Annotated in this window: 18 protein-coding genes; 16 read left to right on the top strand and 2 right to left on the bottom strand. The window is 65.9% G+C overall.

Translation table 11 applies throughout. The features are described from left to right. Positions 1-17 precede the first annotated feature (17 nt). Together ispH and RT513_RS12225 are read right to left on the bottom strand one after the other, a co-directional pair. Positions 18-968 (bottom strand): 4-hydroxy-3-methylbut-2-enyl diphosphate reductase, encoded by a 951-nt coding sequence (gene ispH, locus RT513_RS12220; protein ID WP_290686036.1) that lies wholly within the window; start codon positions 966-968, stop codon positions 18-20. 127 nt (positions 969-1,095) lie between these two features. Then, positions 1,096-1,671: an NYN domain-containing protein gene (locus RT513_RS12225; RefSeq protein WP_035742331.1), complete on the bottom strand. Its 576-nt coding sequence runs from the start codon at positions 1,669-1,671 to the stop codon at positions 1,096-1,098. Between the two features lie 155 nt (positions 1,672-1,826). Between RT513_RS12225 and folK the strand changes: the two genes are divergently transcribed. From folK to infB, 16 genes are all read left to right on the top strand, one after another. Further along, positions 1,827-2,414 carry a 2-amino-4-hydroxy-6-hydroxymethyldihydropteridine diphosphokinase gene (gene folK / locus RT513_RS12230; protein WP_290686032.1) on the top strand — a complete coding sequence of 196 codons (588 nt, stop codon included), beginning with the start codon at positions 1,827-1,829 and terminating at the stop codon, positions 2,412-2,414. Positions 2,415-2,606: 192 nt separating this feature from the next. Beyond that, a complete protein-coding gene (gene rpoZ, locus RT513_RS12235) occupies positions 2,607-2,960 on the top strand; it encodes a DNA-directed RNA polymerase subunit omega (protein WP_035707266.1) in 354 nt (117 codons plus the stop codon). A 52-nt stretch (positions 2,961-3,012) separates the two neighbouring features. Further along, on the top strand, positions 3,013-5,130 hold the full coding sequence (locus RT513_RS12240; protein ID WP_088216596.1) for a RelA/SpoT family protein: 2,118 nt from the start codon (positions 3,013-3,015) through the stop codon (positions 5,128-5,130). A gap of 19 nt (positions 5,131-5,149) precedes the next feature. Continuing rightward, positions 5,150-5,800: a DUF2062 domain-containing protein gene (locus tag RT513_RS12245; protein ID WP_290686025.1), complete on the top strand. Its 651-nt coding sequence runs from the start codon at positions 5,150-5,152 to the stop codon at positions 5,798-5,800. 64 nt (positions 5,801-5,864) lie between these two features. Further along, positions 5,865-6,647: a pyridoxine 5'-phosphate synthase gene (locus RT513_RS12250; RefSeq protein ID WP_290686015.1), complete on the top strand. Its 783-nt coding sequence runs from the start codon at positions 5,865-5,867 to the stop codon at positions 6,645-6,647. Further along, positions 6,644-7,066: a holo-ACP synthase gene (acpS, locus tag RT513_RS12255; protein ID WP_035742343.1), complete on the top strand. Its 423-nt coding sequence runs from the start codon at positions 6,644-6,646 to the stop codon at positions 7,064-7,066. Before RT513_RS12250 ends, acpS begins: the two co-directional genes overlap by 4 nt. A gap of 54 nt (positions 7,067-7,120) precedes the next feature. After that, entirely contained in the window at positions 7,121-7,909 is a 789-nt protein-coding gene (lepB, locus tag RT513_RS12260; RefSeq protein ID WP_088216599.1) for a signal peptidase I, read from the top strand. Next, positions 7,906-8,595 (top strand): ribonuclease III, encoded by a 690-nt coding sequence (gene rnc, locus RT513_RS12265; protein ID WP_088216600.1) that lies wholly within the window; start codon positions 7,906-7,908, stop codon positions 8,593-8,595. Before lepB ends, rnc begins: the two co-directional genes overlap by 4 nt. Positions 8,596-8,778: 183 nt before the next feature. Continuing rightward, a complete protein-coding gene (gene era, locus RT513_RS12270) occupies positions 8,779-9,693 on the top strand; it encodes a GTPase Era (protein ID WP_088216601.1) in 915 nt (304 codons plus the stop codon). Beyond that, the gene (locus RT513_RS12275; protein WP_290686006.1) at positions 9,686-10,021 is read left to right on the top strand and encodes a DUF1491 family protein; all 336 of its coding nucleotides are present in this window, start codon (positions 9,686-9,688) and stop codon (positions 10,019-10,021) included. The genes era and RT513_RS12275 overlap by 8 nt, the downstream gene beginning before the upstream one ends. Before the next feature lie 18 nt (positions 10,022-10,039). Further along, complete coding sequence (locus tag RT513_RS12280; RefSeq protein ID WP_313534098.1) at positions 10,040-10,738, top strand: AAA family ATPase; 699 nt, start codon at positions 10,040-10,042, stop codon at positions 10,736-10,738. After that, positions 10,735-11,454: a DNA repair protein RecO gene (gene recO / locus RT513_RS12285; RefSeq protein ID WP_290686003.1), complete on the top strand. Its 720-nt coding sequence runs from the start codon at positions 10,735-10,737 to the stop codon at positions 11,452-11,454. Before RT513_RS12280 ends, recO begins: the two co-directional genes overlap by 4 nt. 260 nt (positions 11,455-11,714) lie before the next feature. Beyond that, positions 11,715-12,311 carry a ribosome maturation factor RimP gene (rimP, locus tag RT513_RS12290; RefSeq protein WP_088216605.1) on the top strand — a complete coding sequence of 199 codons (597 nt, stop codon included), beginning with the start codon at positions 11,715-11,717 and terminating at the stop codon, positions 12,309-12,311. A gap of 1 nt (position 12,312) precedes the next feature. Next, on the top strand, positions 12,313-13,929 hold the full coding sequence (gene nusA / locus RT513_RS12295; RefSeq protein WP_088216606.1) for a transcription termination factor NusA: 1,617 nt from the start codon (positions 12,313-12,315) through the stop codon (positions 13,927-13,929). Positions 13,930-13,947: 18 nt separating this feature from the next. Beyond that, positions 13,948-14,580: an RNA-binding protein gene (locus RT513_RS12300; protein WP_373447812.1), complete on the top strand. Its 633-nt coding sequence runs from the start codon at positions 13,948-13,950 to the stop codon at positions 14,578-14,580. After that, on the top strand, positions 14,577-17,096 hold the full coding sequence (gene infB / locus RT513_RS12305; protein ID WP_290685996.1) for a translation initiation factor IF-2: 2,520 nt from the start codon (positions 14,577-14,579) through the stop codon (positions 17,094-17,096). The genes RT513_RS12300 and infB overlap by 4 nt, the downstream gene beginning before the upstream one ends. The last annotated feature ends 331 nt before the right edge of the window (positions 17,097-17,427 follow it).

Below are 17,427 nucleotides of genomic sequence, written 5' to 3' on the forward strand. Positions count from 1 at the left end.
CGCGGCCCGCAAGCCCCTCACGCCGGGATGCGGAGCACGCGGGGCACCTTGAACTCGATGTCCTCGACGGCGGTCTCCACGATATCGACGGTCACGTCGAACCGGACGCGGAAGGCGTCGAGCACCTCCTCCACCAGAACCTCAGGCGCGGAGGCGCCCGCGGTCACGCCGATGGCAGCGGGTGTTCCGAGCGCGCGCCAGTCGATATCGGCGGCCCGCTGCACAAGCTGGGCATAGTCGCAGCCTGCGGCACGCCCGACTTCCACCAGCCGCCGGGAGTTCGACGAATTGGGCGATCCCAGCACGAAGAGCGCGGCGATCTTCGGCGCAATCGCCTTCACCGCCGCCTGACGGTTGGTGGTGGCGTAGCAGATGTCCTCATGCGCGGGGATCATGATTTCGGGGAAGCGGCGGCGGAGGGCCGCGATGATGCCCGCGGTATCATCGACGGAGAGCGTGGTCTGGGTGATGACGGCGAGCTGGGAGGGGTCGCGGACGGCGATCCGCGCCACATCCGCCTCCGTCTCCACGAGGATGACCTCGCCTTCGGGGAGCTGGCCCATGGTGCCCAGCGTCTCCGGGTGCCCGGCATGGCCCACCATGATGAGCTGCCGCCCGACGCTGTTGTGGCGTGCGGCCTCGTTATGGACCTTCGTCACCAAGGGGCAGGTGGCATCGACATGGATGAGATTACGCCGCTCGGCTTCCGCAGGGACGGCCTTCGGCACCCCATGCGCGGAAAAGACGACGGGGCGGTCGTCGGGACAGTCGTCCAGCTCCTCCACGAAAACGGCGCCCTTGGCGCGAAGTTCGTCCACCACGTATTTGTTGTGGACGATCTCATGGCGGACATAGACGGGAGCCCCCCATTTCTCGATGGCCATTTCCACGATGCGGATGGCCCGGTCCACGCCGGCACAGAAGCCACGCGGGGCGGCGAGATAGAGGTGGAGAGAAGGTCGCGTCATATCTGGCCCGTCTGTAAAGGCGAAGGCCATATCTAACCTGTTAGACGCCCCGGATCCAGTCGGGGGATCCAGTCGGGCGCGCAAGATCCCCGCAGACGGCGTGATGCGTCAGCGGGGATCACACCTATCAGACCGGGGTTGTCGCTTCGTTGTCTTCCCGCACGTCGCGAGGCTCGCGCGGGGGGCGTCCGATCACGTCACGCAATTCGTCCAGTTCGATGAAGTTGTCGGCCTGGCGACGCAGTTCGTCGGCGATCATGGGTGGCTGCGACCGGATGGTCGAAACGACGGATACACGCACGCCTTGCCGCTGAAGGCTTTCGACCAGCGGCTTGAAGTCACCGTCACCGGAGAAGAGCACGATATGATCGACACGGGGCGCGAGTTCCATGGCATCGACGGTCAGTTCGATATCCATGTTGCCCTTGACCTTGCGACGACCCTGGCTGTCGGTATATTCTTTCGCGGGCTTGGTCACCATTGCGAAGCCGTTGTAGTGAAGCCAGTCAACCAGCGGACGGATAGGCGAGTATTCGTCATTCTCCAGCAGGGCGGTATAATAGAAGGCCCGCAGGAGCTTGCCGCGACGCATGAATTCCTGCCGCAGCAATTTGTAGTCGATGTCAAAGCCCAAGGCCTTGGCAGCGGCATAAAGGTTGGAGCCGTCTATAAAGAGCGCCAGCCTTTCGTCCTTGTAAAACATTTAATCCCCTTTCGAATGCAGGCCGAGCCGAGAATCACTTTTCCGGGAGTGAGGCGGAAGAAAAACAGAACGACCTGCCAAGTATGGGAATCTGGAATAATCGTCCCATAATCGCAAGCCCCAGTTGTCCGCGCGCCCTAAAAGTTGATAGACCGATGACCCAAGCCTTTGTTGCCCTTGGAAGTAACCTAACGTCGCGTAATGCCGCTCCGGCGGTGATACTTTCGACTGCCTTGAAACTTCTGCGTCTGAAGGAGGTCGTTCCGACCTCTCTCAGCTTCCTTTACAGAACGCCTGCCTTTCCGGCGGGTTCCGGCCCTGATTTTGTCAATGCCGTGATCGCTGTCGACGTTGGCGATTTGTTGCCGGCTGAGGTCTTGTCCCGACTTCATATGGTGGAGAGCGCGCTCGGACGGGAGCGGTCTGTCCGCTGGGGGGCGCGGACAGCCGATCTTGATCTCGTTGCGATGGGGGGTGCGGTATTGCCGGAGGAGGCCACGTGGCGGCGATGGCGAGAGCTTTCCCCGCCGCGCCAGCAGCAGGAGGCGCCGGACACCCTTGTCCTGCCGCATCCCCGCTTGCAGGATCGGGCCTTCGTCCTTGTGCCGATGGCCGATGTCGCCGGCGACTGGCGCCATCCGGTCACCGGCCTTTCGGTGGCCGAGATGCTGGCAAGCCTGCCTGAAGCCGAAAGGCGGGGGGTCGTGCCGCTCGCCGCGCCGCCGGAGGAGTGGCGGCTTTGATCCGACTGCTCTTTCCTTGGCGGACATAGGGGAGTAACAAGGCGTGCGTCTCGCGCTGTCGTGAAGGTTTCCGCGACAGCCACCCGCCAGACCTAGAGGTCCGTGCGGCGGGTTGGTGCGTTTCACGGGTTGTCAAGCCGGATCGCAGGGCATAGATAGGCGCTTCCACAGGTTTACCCGATTGGAGCAGCCATGGCCCGCGTGACGGTAGAAGATTGCGTCGACAAGGTTCCGAACCGCTTCGAGCTCGTTTTGCTCGCGGCGCACCGGGCGCGTGAAATCGCGTCGGGCAGCGTGCTGACGGTCGATCGGGACAACGACAAGAACCCCGTCGTCGCGCTCCGCGAAGTGGCGGAGGAAACCCAGTCCGCCGACGATCTGCGTGAGCGGCTGATCGCCTCGAACCAGACCCAGATAGAGGTCGATGAGCCCGAGGACGACGAGATGGCGCTCCTCATGGGGGCGGAACTCGACCGTCCGGCGCAGGACGACATGAGCGAGGAGCGGATGCTCCGCGCCCTCATGGAAGCCCAAGGGGAACACTGAGACGGTCGCCCTCAACGACGCACTCTCCGATACAAGAACGACGCGCCAGGCGATGATCGACGTCGAAGACCTCATCGCGCTGGTGCGCAACTACAATCCCCGGTGCAACGCCGATCTCATCCGGCTCGCCTACGGTTTCGGGCGGGAGATGCATCGGGGCCAGTATCGCCAGTCGGGCGAGGAATACTTCACCCATCCCGTCGCCGTCGCCGCCATTCTGACAGAGCAGCGGCTGGATGATGCGACGATCGTGACCGCGCTGCTCCACGACACGCTGGAGGATACACGCGCCACCTTCGAGGAGCTCGAACAGCTTTTCGGCCGCGATATCGCCGAGCTGGTCGAGGGCGTGACGAAGCTCACCAATCTCCAGTTGTCCTCCGTGGAATCGAAGCAGGCGGAGAACTTCCGCAAGCTGCTCATGGCCATGTCGAAGGATCTTCGCGTGATCCTCGTCAAGCTTGCCGACCGCCTCCACAACATGCGGACGATCAAGTCCATGCGCCCCGAGAAGCAGGTGCAGAAGGCGCGCGAGACGATGGATATCTTCGCCCCGCTCGCCGGCCGCATGGGGATGCAGTGGATGCGGGAGGAGCTGGAGGATCTGGCCTTCCGCGTGCTGAACCCGGAGGCCCGCAATTCCATCATCCGCCGGTTCCTGACGCTCCAGCGGGAGACGGGGGATGTGGTGCATCGCATCACCGCCGACATCCGCATCGAGCTGGAGAAGGCGGGGGTGGAGGCCGATGTCTATGGCCGGGCCAAGAAGCCCTATTCCATCTGGCGCAAGATGACGGAGAAGCAGCTTTCCTTCTCCCGCCTGTCGGACATCTACGGCTTCCGCATCATTACGCGGACGGAGCCGGACTGCTACCGCACCCTCGGCGTGATCCATACCCGCTGGCGCGCGGTGCCGGAGCGTTTCAAGGACTATATCAGCCAGCCGAAACTGAACGGCTACCGCTCCATCCACACCACCGTCGCTGCGCGCGACGGCAAGCGTGTGGAGGTGCAGATCCGCACCCGCCAGATGCATGAGGTGGCGGAGGCCGGGGTCGCCGCCCACTGGTCCTATCGCGACGGGGTCCGTTCGCAGAACCCGTTCGCCGTCGATCCGACGAAATGGCTCGCCACCCTTACCGAACGCTACGATTCGGAGGATTACGACGAGTTTCTCGAGCATGTGAAGCTCGAGATGTATTCCGATCAGGTGTTCTGCTTCACCCCGAAGGGAGAGGTCATCCAGCTTCCCCGCGGCGCGACGCCTCTGGACTTTGCCTATGCCATCCACACGCGGATCGGCAATTCCACCGTTTCGGCCAAGGTGGACGGCATCCGCGTGCCGCTCTGGACAAGGCTGAAGAACGGTCAGTCGGTGGAGATCATCACCGCCGAAGGTCAGCGCCCGCAGACGACCTGGATCGACATCGTCAAGACCGGCCGCGCCAAGGCCGCGATCCGCCGCTCGCTCCGCGAGGAGGACCGTGGCCGGTTCATCCGTCTGGGGCAGGAGCTGATCCGCGTGGCCTTCGAGCAGCTTGGCCGGAAGCCGACGGACAAGGCGCTGCGCACCGTCGCGCGGATGCTCGGCCTGCCGGATGCGGATGAGCTGCTGGCGCGCGTGGGTTCTGCCGAGATCGCCGCCCGCCACGTGGTGGAGACGCTCTATCCCGAGCTGGTCGCGGAGCGGGCGGACGAGGTGGACGTGCAGCGGCCGGTGCTGGGCCTGGCGCCCGATCAGCCCTTCCGTCGCGCCATGTGCTGTCAGCCGGTGCCGGGGGAGCGGATCGTCGGCATCACCTATCGCGGCAAGGGAGTCGTGGCCCACGGCATCGACTGCCCTGTGCTGGCGGAGTTCGAGAGCCAGCCGGAACGATGGGTCGATCTGCACTGGACACCCGGACGGCATCCGCCGATCCACACCGTCTCCTTCCGGCTGACCATCCTGAACGGGGTGGGCGTTCTGGGCCGCATCTGCACAGTCTTTGGCGAGCAGAAGGCGAATATCGTCGATCTCCACTTCCTCGACCGCAAGCCCGACTATCACACCATCGCGGTGGAGGCAGATCTGCGGGATGCCGAGCATCTGCACAAGCTGATGACGGCGCTCGAGGCGGAGAGTGAGCTGACCCAGCTCGACCGGGTCCGCGATCCGAACCGCAAGCCCTGAAGCGCGGCGGGAGGCTCCAGTGTTCAGGCGCCGCACTCCCCGGTCACGCTGGCGCTCCGTGCGGGAGTTCCTCTATCCCTCCGGCGGCTGGCTCAGGGCATCGAGCTATGTCTGGCACCGCCTGCGCCGGCTGCCGGACGATCCGGGCCGGGTGGCGCGGGGAATTGCGGCGGGGGTGTTCATCTCCTTCACGCCGTTTTTCGGGCTGCATTTCCTTGGCGCGGCCCTGATCGCCTGGGCGATCCGCGGCAATATTCCGGCGGCGCTCATCGCGACTTTCCTCGGCAATCCGCTGACCTTCCCGCTGATTGCCACCGCCTCGCTCGAGGTGGGGTATCTGTTCACGCCGCATGACGCGCATGTGCCGATCTACCGGCTTCCCGTGGAGTTCTCCCAGGCCTCCGGTGAGCTTTGGCGCAACATCCGCGCGCTGTTCGGGCAGGGAGAGATGCACTGGGGCTTTCTCTCGCGGTTCTGGCAGGACATCTTCCTGCCCTATCTGGTGGGCGGGATGCTTACCGGAATAGCCGCCGGGGTCGCGGCCTATGTGCTTCTGCTGCCGCTGCTGCGGACCTATCACCGCGCGCGCCTTCGCAGGATAGAGGAGCGGTTGCAGCGGGCGCGGGCAAAATACAGTGAGACGGCTGACGAGGACGCGTCAAACCGCTAGGGTCGCCCGCAAATCATCTTTCCGCCACGAAGCCCCGCGTAGGCCCCCACGAAGGAAGCCCCAGATGCCCGCCACCAGACCGCTCGGAAAGCTCCGCCTCGGGGTCAATATCGACCACGTCGCGACGGTCAGGAACGCGCGTGGCGGCGACTGGCCCGATCCGGTCCGCGCGGCGAAGCTGGCGGAGGAGGCGGGTGCGGACGGCATCACCGCCCATCTGCGCGAGGATCGCCGCCATATCCGCGATGCCGACATGGAGCGCCTGGCCCGCGACCTGGGCGTGCCGCTGAACTTTGAGATGGCCGCGACGGAGGAGATGCGGGCGATCGCGCTCCGCCTTCGTCCCCATGCCTGCTGCCTCGTGCCCGAGCGGCGGGAGGAGCGGACGACGGAGGGCGGTCTGGACGTGGCGGGCGACGCGGCGCGGCTGACCGATTACGTGGGCGGGCTGGCGGAGGCCGGCATCCGCGTGTCGCTGTTCATCGGCCATGAGGCGCGACAGATCGAAGCGGCGGCCGCCGTGGGTGCGGCCGTGGTGGAGCTGCACACCGGGGCCTATTGCGACTTCCATGCGGAGGGCCGCCTGGCGGAGCGGGACGCGGAACTGGCGTCGCTCCGCGAAGGGGCCGCGCGGGCGCGTGGTCTGGGGCTGGAGGTCCATGCCGGGCACGGGCTTTCGTTCGAGACGGTGGCGCCGGTCGCGGCCTTCCCGGAGGTGATGGAGCTGAATATCGGCCACTTCCTCATTGGAGAGGCGATTTTCACCGGTCTCGGCCCCGCCATCGAGGGGATGCGCCAGCGGATGGACGCGGCCCGCATCGCGGCCTTCGGCGGAGCGGTGATGTGATCCTCGGCATCGGCACGGATCTGGCCAATATCGAGCGGATCGCGGCCACGCTGGAGCGTTTCGGCGACCGCTTCCGCAACCGCGTCTTTACCGAGGTGGAGCAGCGGAAGGCCGACCGGCGGGCCGACAGCGCGGGCACCTATGCCAAACGCTGGGCCGCGAAGGAGGCCTGTTCCAAGGCGCTCGGCACCGGCCTGCGCATGGGCATCGCGTGGAAGGACATGTCGGTCTCCAATCTGGAAACCGGACAGCCGGTGATGAGGCTCACGGGTTGGGCGGCGGAGCGTCTCAACCGCATGACGCCCGCCGGGCATGAGGCTATCATCCATGTGACGCTGACCGACGATCATCCCTGGGCTCAGGCCTTCGTGGTGATCGAGGCCCGGCCGCTTGCCGCCGACTCCGGCAAGGCAACTTGACTTCCCCCACTCCCCGCCCGCATGAACGGGCTCGAAAACGGCAGGACGGACAGAATGGCGAGCAAGGCAACGGCGAAAAGCGGCGGCATCGTCGAGACGATCAAGACCATCTTCTGGGCGCTGCTGATCGCAGGCGTGTTCCGCACCCTGTTCTTTCAGCCCTTCTGGATCCCGTCCGAATCGATGAAGGATACGCTGCTGGTCGGCGACTTCCTGTTCGTGAACAAGATGGCCTATGGCTATTCCCAGTATTCCTGCCCCTTCGGCCTCTGCCCGATCTCGGGCCGGCTTTTCGCCACCATGCCCGAACGGGGCGATGTGGTGGTGTTCCGCCATCCGGTCGATGGGTCCGACTTCATCAAGCGGCTGATCGGGCTGCCCGGCGACACCGTGCAGGTCAGGAACGGCGTTCTGTTCATCAACGGTCAGGAAGTGCCGCAGGTGCCCGCGGGCGATTTCTCCGAGACCTACGAGCCGCAGGGCCCGATGGGCAGCTACCCGCGCTGCGCCAATGCGCCCGTGGGCGAGGGCGGCACCTGCATCAAGCATCGCCTGACCGAGACCCTGCCCGAGGGGCGGACGCATGACATCCTCGACATCGACATGAGCTATGCGGACAACACGCCGCTGTTCACGGTGCCGGAGGGGCATTTCTTCTTCATGGGCGACAACCGTGACAACAGCCAGGACAGCCGCTTCTCGCAGGCGGTGGGCGGCGTCGGCATGGTGCCCTTCGAGAACCTGATCGGCCGGGCCGACCGGGTGATGTTCTCCTCCGCCGGGCGCTCCATGCTGTATTTCTGGACTTGGCGGTCCGACAGGTTCTTCAAGGCGATCGAGTGAAAGTCTCGCAGGAACTTCAGGCCTTCTCCGGCAGGCTGGGGCATGATTTCGATGACCCGGCGCTTCTGGTGCGCGCGCTGACCCATGCCTCCATCGGTTCGGCCACGCGGCCCGACAACCAGCGGCTGGAGTTTCTGGGAGACCGGGTGCTGGGCCTCATCATCGCGGATGCATTGCTGTCCGCCGATTCGGGGGCGAGCGAGGGGCAGGTGGCGCCGCGCTTCAATGCACTGGTCCGCAAGGAAACCTGTGCCGATGTGGCCCGCCAGATCGGGCTGGGCGACGTGCTGAAGCTCGGCCGGTCGGAGATGATGTCCGGCGGGCGGCGCAAGGAGGCGCTGCTCGGCGATGCGATGGAGGCGGTGATCGCCGCGCTCTATCTCGATGCCGGGCTGGAGGCGACGCGCTCTATCGTGCTCTCGCTTTGGGGGGACCGGATCGACCGCGTCGATGCCGATGCCCGCGATGCCAAGACCCAGCTTCAGGAATGGGCGCAGGCGCGGGGCCTGTCGCCGCCCCGCTACGTGGAGAAGGGCCGCTCCGGCCCCGATCATGCACCCGTCTTCACCATCGAGGTGCAGCTTGACAACGGGGAGACGGAAACCGCGAAGGCGGGGGCCAAGCGGCAGGCCGAGCAAGCTGCGGCGCGCATGCTTCTCGACCGGCTGGAGGCTGGCGAGGGCTGACCGCCCCGCTTGATCTGCCCCGCTTGATCTGCCCCGGGGGAGTTACCGCATATCGGGCAAATCCCCCCTTGCGGCACGGTAAATCCGCCACCACGCTTGAAACATCTGGGCGCGCTGCCGACCTTGGGATAGGAGCTGTCCCTTCCATTCCGGCCCGATTCCGGGCTTTTCAGGAGAAATCGCATGACCGAGACGACCCGCGCTGGTTTCGTCGCTCTGATCGGCGAGCCGAATGCCGGCAAGTCGACGCTCATGAACCGTATGGTGGGGGCCAAGGTCTCCATCGTCACCCACAAGGTCCAGACGACGCGCGCCCGAATCCGCGGCATCGTGATGGAGGGGCAGTCGCAACTCGTCTTCGTCGATACGCCGGGGCTGTTCCGTCCGCGGCGGCGGCTGGACAGGGCGATGGTCGCCGCCGCCTGGGGCGGGGCTGCCGATGCCGATGTCGTGGTCCTGCTGATCGAGGCGCACCGCGGCCTGACCGACGGCACCCGCGCCATCATCGACGCGCTGAAGGAGCGGGTGCAGAACCGGCCTGTGGCCCTCGCCATCAACAAGATCGACCGCGTGAAGGCGGAGGTGCTGCTCGCGCTGTCCGCCCAGATGAACGAAGCCTATCCGTTCGCGCGGACCTTCATGATCTCCGCCGAGAAGGGTTACGGCGTTAAAGACCTGCGCGAATGGCTGGCGGGTGAGGTGCCGGAGGGGCCGTGGCTCTACCCGGAGGACCAGATCGCCGACCTGCCGATGCGCATGATCGCGGCCGAGATCACGCGGGAAAAGCTCACCCTCCGCCTGCATGAGGAACTTCCCTACAATCTCACCGTGGAAACGGAGAAGTGGGAGGAGCGGCCGGATGGCTCCGTCCGTATCGACCAGGTGATCTATGTCGCCCGCGACGGCCACAAGGGCATCGTGCTGGGCCACAAGGGCGAGACGGTGAAGGCCATTGGGCAGGCCGCGCGGGTCGATATCACGGAATTCCTCGGGCGTCCGGCGCATCTTTTCCTTCAGGTCCGCGTGCGCGAGAACTGGTTGGAGGAGCGCGAGCGCTACAGCGAAATGGGCCTCGACTTCCGCGACGGCGATGCCTGAAGCGCGGCTTACCGCCGATTTCTGGGTTTCCGCCTATCTGCGCAGGCTGGGGCTGAACGACATCCCGGCCTATGTGACGGCGAAGGGTGATCCGACTGCCGGTGCCGTGCTGGTGAAGGTGGCGCTGCTTGACGGAACCGCCCGGGCCGCTCACCGGATCTGGGATCCCATCGCGGACACACGCCGCTGGGAGGTGCTGGCCGAAGGACCGGAGCCGGAGGTGGATGCCGCCATCGCCCGCCAGCGCCGCTACGACCCCGACCTCTGGGTCATCGAGATAGAGGATCGTCAGGGCCGGACGCTGCTGGACGAAGCGGGGCTGGGCTGATCGGCAAGGGAGGGGCTCATGCCGCGACGCATTGTCATCACCGGGGGTCCGGGATCGGGCAAGACATCTCTCATCATGGCACTCGCGGACGAGGGGCTGGCCGTCATGCCGGAGGCCGGACGCGCGCTCATCCGGGCGGGGCAGGCGATCGACGGACCGGCCCTTCCCTGGCGCGATCCGGCGCTATTCGCAGAGAGCATGCTGGCGTGGGAAATCCGCTCCCATGCGGCAGCGAACGACCTTTCCGGTCCGGTGATCTTCGATCGCGGCGTGCCGGATGTCGCAGGCTATCTGCGAACCATCGGCCGTCCGGTTCCTTCCCATGTTCAGCGCGCAATGGAACGGTTCCGTTACGATGATCCGGTGTTTCTCGCCCCCTACTGGCCGGAGATCTTCGGCCCCGACAACGAAAGGCGGCAGGACGCCGCCGAGGCCCGCGCGACTGCCGAGGCCATGAGGCACACCTATACCGAAGCCGGCTACCGGCTGGTCGAGCTTCCCCGCGCCTCCATCGCCGAGCGCGCCGCCTTCGTGCGCCGCGTGCTGGGCGGGACTTGCGCGCCGGATCCGGAAAAGCCGGATCCCGGAAAGCCAGACGGGGGAAAGCCAGACGGGGGAAAGCCAGACGGGGGAAAGCCAGACGGGGGAAAGCCAGACGGGGGAAAGCCGGAGCCGGAGGAGCAATACCCGGACCGGCCGCACCGGGGGCAGGCGTGATGGATTGGCAGGACGAGGGCATCCTCCTCGCGATTCGCCCCCATGGCGAAAGCGCCGCCATCATTCAGGTGCTGACCGCCGGACACGGGCTGCATGCGGGGGTCGTGCATGGCGGCGGCTCTCGCCGGATGGCGCCGGTGCTGCAACCCGGGGCGCAGCTTGTGCTGCACTGGCGGGCACGACTCGACCAGCATCTTGGCAGTTTTGCGGTGGAACCTCTGCGGGAGAGGGCCGGCGCGCTGTTCGGGGACCGTGCGGCGCTTGCGGCGCTTGCCTCGATCTCCGCGCTGCTTGTCTATGCCCTGCCCGAGCGGGAGCCGCATCCGGCCCTCTATGCCGCGACGGAGACGCTGTTCGACCGGCTCTCCGCACCCGGCTGGGAAGCGGACTATCTGCGGTGGGAGGTGACGCTGCTGGCGGAGATGGGCTTCGGCCTCGATCTGGGGCGCTGTGCGGTGACGGGGGAGGCGGAGGGGCTTGCCTATGTCAGCCCGCGGACGGGGCGGGCGGTGACACGCGCGGCGGCGGGAGAATGGGCGGATCGCCTGCTCCCGCGGCCCGAGGCATTGGTTGCCGGTCCAGTGGATGCCGCCGGTCTGGCGGCGGGGCTTCTGACCACGGGTCATTTCATGGAGCGCTGGCTGGCGGAGGAGCTGGTGGGTCGCCCGCTGCCGGAGGCGCGGCGGCGGCTTGTGGCGCTTCTGTCCGCGCCCTGACGCGAAGGGGCTCCCCCTTGCACGACCGCGCCGCGGAATGCGGCGCCGGGCCCAACCGGCAAGGGCGGCTTTGCCGCTCTGAACGGGCGGGAGCGCTCCCGCCCCTTTCCACTGGCGCCGCGGCCCTTGCTTTCCCCCGGCGAAAAGCCTATATCGCCTGCAAGCAGCGGCGTCCGGCCTCCACCCCCGGACCCACCGGAGACATTCGACGGGCCGCGCGCCCGTTTTTTCTTTTCCGCCTGCCGCCTGGGAGCATCCCCGTGACCGACCTTATCGCAAAGACAGCCATCGACCGGCGCCTGGCCGAGATCGTGGCGCCGACCATTGAGGGTCTGGGCTTCGAGCTTGTGCGAATCCGTCTCATGGGCGGCAAGACGCGCACCCTTCAGATCATGGCCGACCGCCCGGAGGGCGGCATCGAGGTGGAGGACTGCGCCAGGATCTCCACCGCCGTGTCCGCCGTACTGGACGTGGAGGATCCGCTGGAGGACCCCTACACGCTGGAGGTTTCTTCCCCCGGTATCGACCGGCCGCTGACGCGGCTGAAGGATTTTGACATGTGGGAAGGCTATGAGGCCCGCGTGGAGACGACGGAGCTGATCGACGGGCGGCGCCGCTTCAAGGGCCTGCTGCGGGGCACCGAAGGCGATGAGATCCTGATCGAACTGGAGGAGCCGGGCGAGGACGTGACCATCGGGTTGCAGTTCGACTGGCTCTCCGACGCCAAGCTGATCCTGACCGACGAACTGATCGCGGAGATGCTCCGCCAGCGCAAGGACGCGGGCGTGATCGACGAAAGCCGCTACGACGACATCGAAGACGAACCCGACACCGATACCGACAACGAGGAGGCCTGACATGGCAATCACCTCTGCCAACCAGCTCGAACTGCTGCAGACCGCCGAAGCGGTGGCGCGCGAGAAGATGATCGACCCCGGCCTCGTCATCGAGGCGATGGAGGAAAGCCTCGCCCGCGCCGCGAAGTCGCGCTACGGCGCCGAGATGGACATTCGCGTGAAGATCGACCGCAAGACCGGTCGCGCGACCTTTACCCGTGTGCGCACCGTCACACCGGACGAGGAAGTCGAGAACTATCAGGCGCAACTGACCGTCAAGCAGGCGAAGCAGTATCTCGCCGACCCGCAGATCGGCGATGAGATCGTGGACGAGGTTCCCCCGGTGGACCTTGGCCGGATCGCCGCGCAATCGGCCAAGCAGGTCATCCTGCAGAAGGTCCGCGAGGCCGAGCGTGATCGCCAGTACGAGGAATTCAAGGACCGCAAGGGCACGATCATCAACGGTCAGGTCAAGCGCGAGGAATATGGCAACGTCATCGTGGATATCGGCCGGGGCGAAGGCATCCTGCGCCGGAACGAGAAGATCGGCCGTGAGTCCTACCGCATCGGCGACCGTATCCGCTGCTACGTGAAGGACGTGCGCCGCGAGGCCCGCGGCCCGCAAATCTTCCTGTCCCGTACCGATCCGCAGTTCATGGCCGAACTGTTCAAGATGGAAGTGCCGGAGATCTATGACGGCATCATCGAGATCAAGGCCGTCGCCCGCGATCCCGGCTCCCGCGCGAAGATCGCCGTGATCTCCTATGACAACTCCATCGACCCGGTGGGGGCGTGCGTGGGTATGCGCGGCTCCCGCGTGCAGGCGGTGGTGAACGAGCTTCAGGGTGAGAAGATCGACATCATCCCGTGGAATCAGGATCAGGCGACGTTCCTCGTGAACGCGCTGCAACCGGCGGAAGTGTCGAAAGTCGTGATCGACGAGGACGGTGGCCGGATCGAGGTCGTGGTGCCGGACGAGCAGCTTTCGCTCGCCATCGGGCGGCGGGGGCAGAACGTGCGTCTGGCCAGCCAGCTCACCGCGCTCGATATCGACATCATGACCGAGGCGGAGGAGAGCCAGCGCCGTCAGGCGGAGTTCGCCCAGCGGACGGGCCTCTTCATGGAGGCGCTGGACGTGGACGAGACGTTGGCGCAGCTTCTGGTCGCAGAGGGCTTCACCAACCTCGAAGAGGTGGCCTATGTCGATCTGGAGGAGCTTCTGTCCATCGACGGCTTCGACGAATCGACCGCGGAGGAGCTTCAGGCCCGTGCCCGCGATCAGCTCGAGGAAGTCAGCCGCAAGGCGCTGGAAAATGCCCGTACGCTCGGTGCCGAGGACAGCCTGATTGAATTCGAGGGCCTCACTCCCCAGATGGTGGAGACGCTGGCGAAGGATGGCGTCAAGACGCTCGAGGATTTCGCGACCTGCGCCGACTGGGAACTTGCCGGCGGCTGGACAACGGTCAATGGCGAGCGTGTGAAGGATCAGGGCCTGCTCGAGAAGTTCGACATGAGCCTCGAAGAGGCGCAGCGGCTCGTCATGACCGCGCGTGTCCTTCTGGGCTGGGTTGATCCGTCGGAGCTTGAAAAGGCCGCCGACGAGGTCGAGGAAGAAGCGGAAGAGGAGGCGGACGTCTGATCGGCGTCCGGGTTGCGGTTGACGCGTGGAGGTCGTGAAAAGGTGCGCGAAGAGCCCGAGCGGCGCTGCATCGTCACCGGAGAGGTTCAGCCCCGGCAGGGGCTGATCCGTTTCGTCGTGGGGCCGGAAGACCGGATATTCCCCGACGTTACGGGCAAGCTGCCCGGTCGCGGCATATGGGTCGCGGCCGACAGGGCGGCGGTGGACAAGGCGGCCCGCAAGGGCCTCTTTTCCCGCGCCGCCCGCCGCGCCGTCACCGTTCCCCCGGACCTCGCCGACGAGGTGGAGGGGATGGTGGCGCGGCGTGTCGTGGATCTCGTATCGCTGGCCCGCAAGGCGGGAGAGGCGGTAGCGGGGTTCGAGAAGGTGAAAGACTGGCTCGACAAAGACCGGGCCGCCGTCCTGATACAGGCCTCCGACGGGTCTGAACGGGGCAAGACGAAGCTCCACCCGCCGGGTGGAACGAATACGTTCATTGGGTGCCTGACGGCATCGGAATTGGGTTTGGCTTTCGGGCGGGAACATGCGATACACGGCGCGCTTGCGGCTGGCGGACTCGCAACCCGTGTTGTAGAGGAAGCCGCAAAGCTCGCCGGATTGCGCGGGCAGATCGGCGGCCGGGCCGTCGGGAAGGATACGAAAGACGCATGAGCGAAACAGACGGTAAAAAGCCCCTCGGGCTGGGTGGTGGCGGTTCGCGTCCGGGTCAGGTGAAGCAGAGCTTCAGCCACGGCCGGACGAAGAATGTCGTCGTCGAAACCAAACGCAAACGCGTGGTGGTTCCCAAGCCGGGTGCAGGTTCGGCCAAGGCCGGCGGCTCGCCGCATCTGGGCGACCCGTCCAAGCGTCCCGCCGGGATCACCGACGCGGAGATGGAGCGCCGGCTCCGTGCCGTGCAGGCCGCCAAGGCCCGCGAGGCCGATGAGGCCGAGCAGCGCCAACGCGAAGAGCGGGAGCGCGAAGAAGAGCGCCAGCGGCGCCGCGACGAGATCGAGGCCAAGGAGCGCGAGGAGCGCGCGCGGGAAGAAGCCCTGCGTCTGAAGGCCGAGGAAGAAGCACGCGCCAAGGCCGAGGCCGAGGAAAAGGCCCGCCGCGAGAAAGAGCGCGAGGCCCGCAAGCCTGCCGCTTCCGCCGCGGCCCAGCAGCCCAAGCCGGCCGAAGAGCCGCCGACCCAGCGCGGCACGTCCAAGGCGGCCCCCGGGCCCCGCAAGACCGACCGCGACCGTGAGCGCGAGAGCGACAGGACATCCCGCAACAAGGGCGGCGACGGCCGGCGTTCGGGCAAGCTTACCCTGACGGAAGCCCTGTCTGATGCGGGCGGCCGGCAGCGGTCGCTTGCCGCGATGAAGCGCAAGCAGGAAAAGGCGCGTCAGAAGACGATGGGCCGCAACACGGGCGAGAAGCAGGCGCGTGACGTGCAGCTTCCCGAGACGATCGTGGTGCAGGAGCTTGCCAACCGCATGGCCGAACGGGCCGCGGACGTGGTTAAGGCGCTGATGAAGATGGGCATGATGGTCAGTATGAACCAGACGCTCGACGCCGATACCGCGGAACTCATCATCGAGGAATTCGGCCACAATGCGGTGCGCGTCTCCGACGCCGACGTGGAGCAGGTGATCTATACGGTCGAGGACAAGGCCGAGGATCTGGAGGCCCGCCCCCCGATCGTGACCATCATGGGCCACGTCGACCACGGCAAGACCTCGCTGCTCGATGCTCTCCGCAAGACTTCCGTCGTCTCGGGCGAGGCGGGCGGGATCACCCAGCACATCGGCGCCTATCAGGTGCGGACGGAATCGGGTGCGCTCCTGACCTTCCTCGACACGCCCGGCCACGCGGCCTTCACCTCCATGCGGGCCCGTGGCGCGCAGGTGACGGACATCGTCGTGCTGGTGGTGGCTGCCGATGACGCGGTGATGCCGCAGACGGTGGAGGCGCTCAACCACGCCAAGGCCGCCGGTGTGCCGATGATCGTGGCGATCAACAAGATCGACAAACCCTCCGCCAACCCGAACAAGGTCCGCACGGACCTGCTCCAGCACGAAGTTGTCGTGGAGGAGATGGGTGGCGACGTACTCGACGTCGAAGTGTCCGCCGTGACCGGCCAGGGGCTTGATACCCTGCTGGAGAACATCGCGCTTCAGGCGGAGATTCTCGACCTCAGGGCAAACCCGAATCGGTCTGCCATGGGGGCGGTGATCGAGGCCAAGCTCGACGTGGGCCGGGGTCCGGTCGCGACGGTTCTGGTGCAGAACGGCACTCTGAAACGCGGCGATATCTTCGTTGTGGGTGAGCAGTGGGGCAAGGTCCGCGCGCTCATCAACGACAAGGGCGAGCGGGTGGACGAAGCTGGTCCGTCGGTTCCGGTCGAGGTGCTGGGTCTGAACGGCACGCCCGAGGCCGGCGACGTGCTGAACGTCGTGGAGACCGAGGCGCAGGCCCGCGAGATCGCGGATTACCGTGAGCAGGCGGCGAAGGACAAACGCGCGGCGGCAGGTGCGGCGACGACCCTTGAACAGCTTATGGCGAAGGCCAAGGCCGACAAGAACGTCGCGGAGCTGCCGGTGGTGGTGAAGGCCGACGTGCAGGGTTCTGCCGAGGCGATCACCCAGGCGCTGGAGAAGGTCGGCAACGACGAAGTCCGCGTTCGGGTGCTGCATTCGGGCGTCGGCGCGATCACCGAAAGCGACATCGGTCTGGCGGAAGCCTCCGGCGCGCCGGTCATCGGCTTCAACGTGCGGGCGAATGCCCCCGCACGGGCTGCGGCGAACCAGAAGGGTGTGGAGATCCGCTACTATTCGGTGATCTACGATCTGGTCGATGACGTGAAAGCCGCTGCCTCCGGTCTCCTCAAGGCCGAAGTGCGCGAACACTTCATCGGCTATGCCGAGATCCGGGAGGTCTTCAAGGTCTCCAACGTCGGCAAGGTCGCGGGCTGTCTCGTTACCGAAGGTGTGGCGCGGCGTTCCGCCGGTGTGCGGCTTCTGCGTGACAACGTGGTCATCCACGAAGGTACGCTCAAGACGCTCAAGCGCTTCAAGGACGAGGTCAAGGAAGTCATTTCCGGTCAGGAATGCGGCATGGCCTTCGAGAATTACGAAGATATCCGCCCTGGCGATATCATCGAGATTTTCGAGCGCGAGGAAGTCGAGCGCACGCTCGCCTGATCGACACTCCAGAATGCGAAAACGCCCGGAGCCTGCTCCGGGCGTTTTCATTTTTCCGCCCGACTTTTCTCGCGGTCATGCTCTTGCAGGGCTCTGCCTCAGATGCCGGGTGGCCTTGGGTGCGGGACAGATTGTCCGGCGTATGAGGTCGGAAGGGCCAGCGGAATATGCGCCGCTGCCGCGAAGAGTTTTGCCCGGATCCCATGCTCGGATCGGGCAGAAGGTCTGCAAATGCGACTGGTGAATTCGCGTGAGCGCCCCGACCTTGTTTCAAAGCAAAGCAAAGCAAAGCAAAGCAAAGCAAAGCAAAGCAAAGCAAAGCAAAGCAAAG

It is taken from the genome of Haematobacter sp. (assembly GCF_032102465.1).
In the GTDB taxonomy this organism is placed as follows: domain Bacteria; phylum Pseudomonadota; class Alphaproteobacteria; order Rhodobacterales; family Rhodobacteraceae; genus Haematobacter.

Bases quoted from the DNA above. Each gene is read 5' to 3' on its own strand.
- ispH (WP_290686036.1), bottom strand. From the start codon at position 968: ATGACGCGACCTTCTCTCCACCTCTATCTCGCCGCCCCGCGTGGCTTC.
- RT513_RS12225 (WP_035742331.1), bottom strand. From the start codon at position 1,671: ATGTTTTACAAGGACGAAAGGCTGGCGCTCTTTATAGACGGCTCCAAC.
- folK (WP_290686032.1), top strand. From the start codon at position 1,827: ATGACCCAAGCCTTTGTTGCCCTTGGAAGTAACCTAACGTCGCGTAAT.
- rpoZ (WP_035707266.1), top strand. From the start codon at position 2,607: ATGGCCCGCGTGACGGTAGAAGATTGCGTCGACAAGGTTCCGAACCGC.
- RT513_RS12240 (WP_088216596.1), top strand. From the start codon at position 3,013: ATGATCGACGTCGAAGACCTCATCGCGCTGGTGCGCAACTACAATCCC.
- RT513_RS12250 (WP_290686015.1), top strand. From the start codon at position 5,865: ATGCCCGCCACCAGACCGCTCGGAAAGCTCCGCCTCGGGGTCAATATC.
- lepB (WP_088216599.1), top strand. From the start codon at position 7,121: ATGGCGAGCAAGGCAACGGCGAAAAGCGGCGGCATCGTCGAGACGATC.
- era (WP_088216601.1), top strand. From the start codon at position 8,779: ATGACCGAGACGACCCGCGCTGGTTTCGTCGCTCTGATCGGCGAGCCG.
- RT513_RS12275 (WP_290686006.1), top strand. From the start codon at position 9,686: ATGCCTGAAGCGCGGCTTACCGCCGATTTCTGGGTTTCCGCCTATCTG.
- RT513_RS12280 (WP_313534098.1), top strand. From the start codon at position 10,040: ATGCCGCGACGCATTGTCATCACCGGGGGTCCGGGATCGGGCAAGACA.
- nusA (WP_088216606.1), top strand. From the start codon at position 12,313: ATGGCAATCACCTCTGCCAACCAGCTCGAACTGCTGCAGACCGCCGAA.
- infB (WP_290685996.1), top strand. From the start codon at position 14,577: ATGAGCGAAACAGACGGTAAAAAGCCCCTCGGGCTGGGTGGTGGCGGT.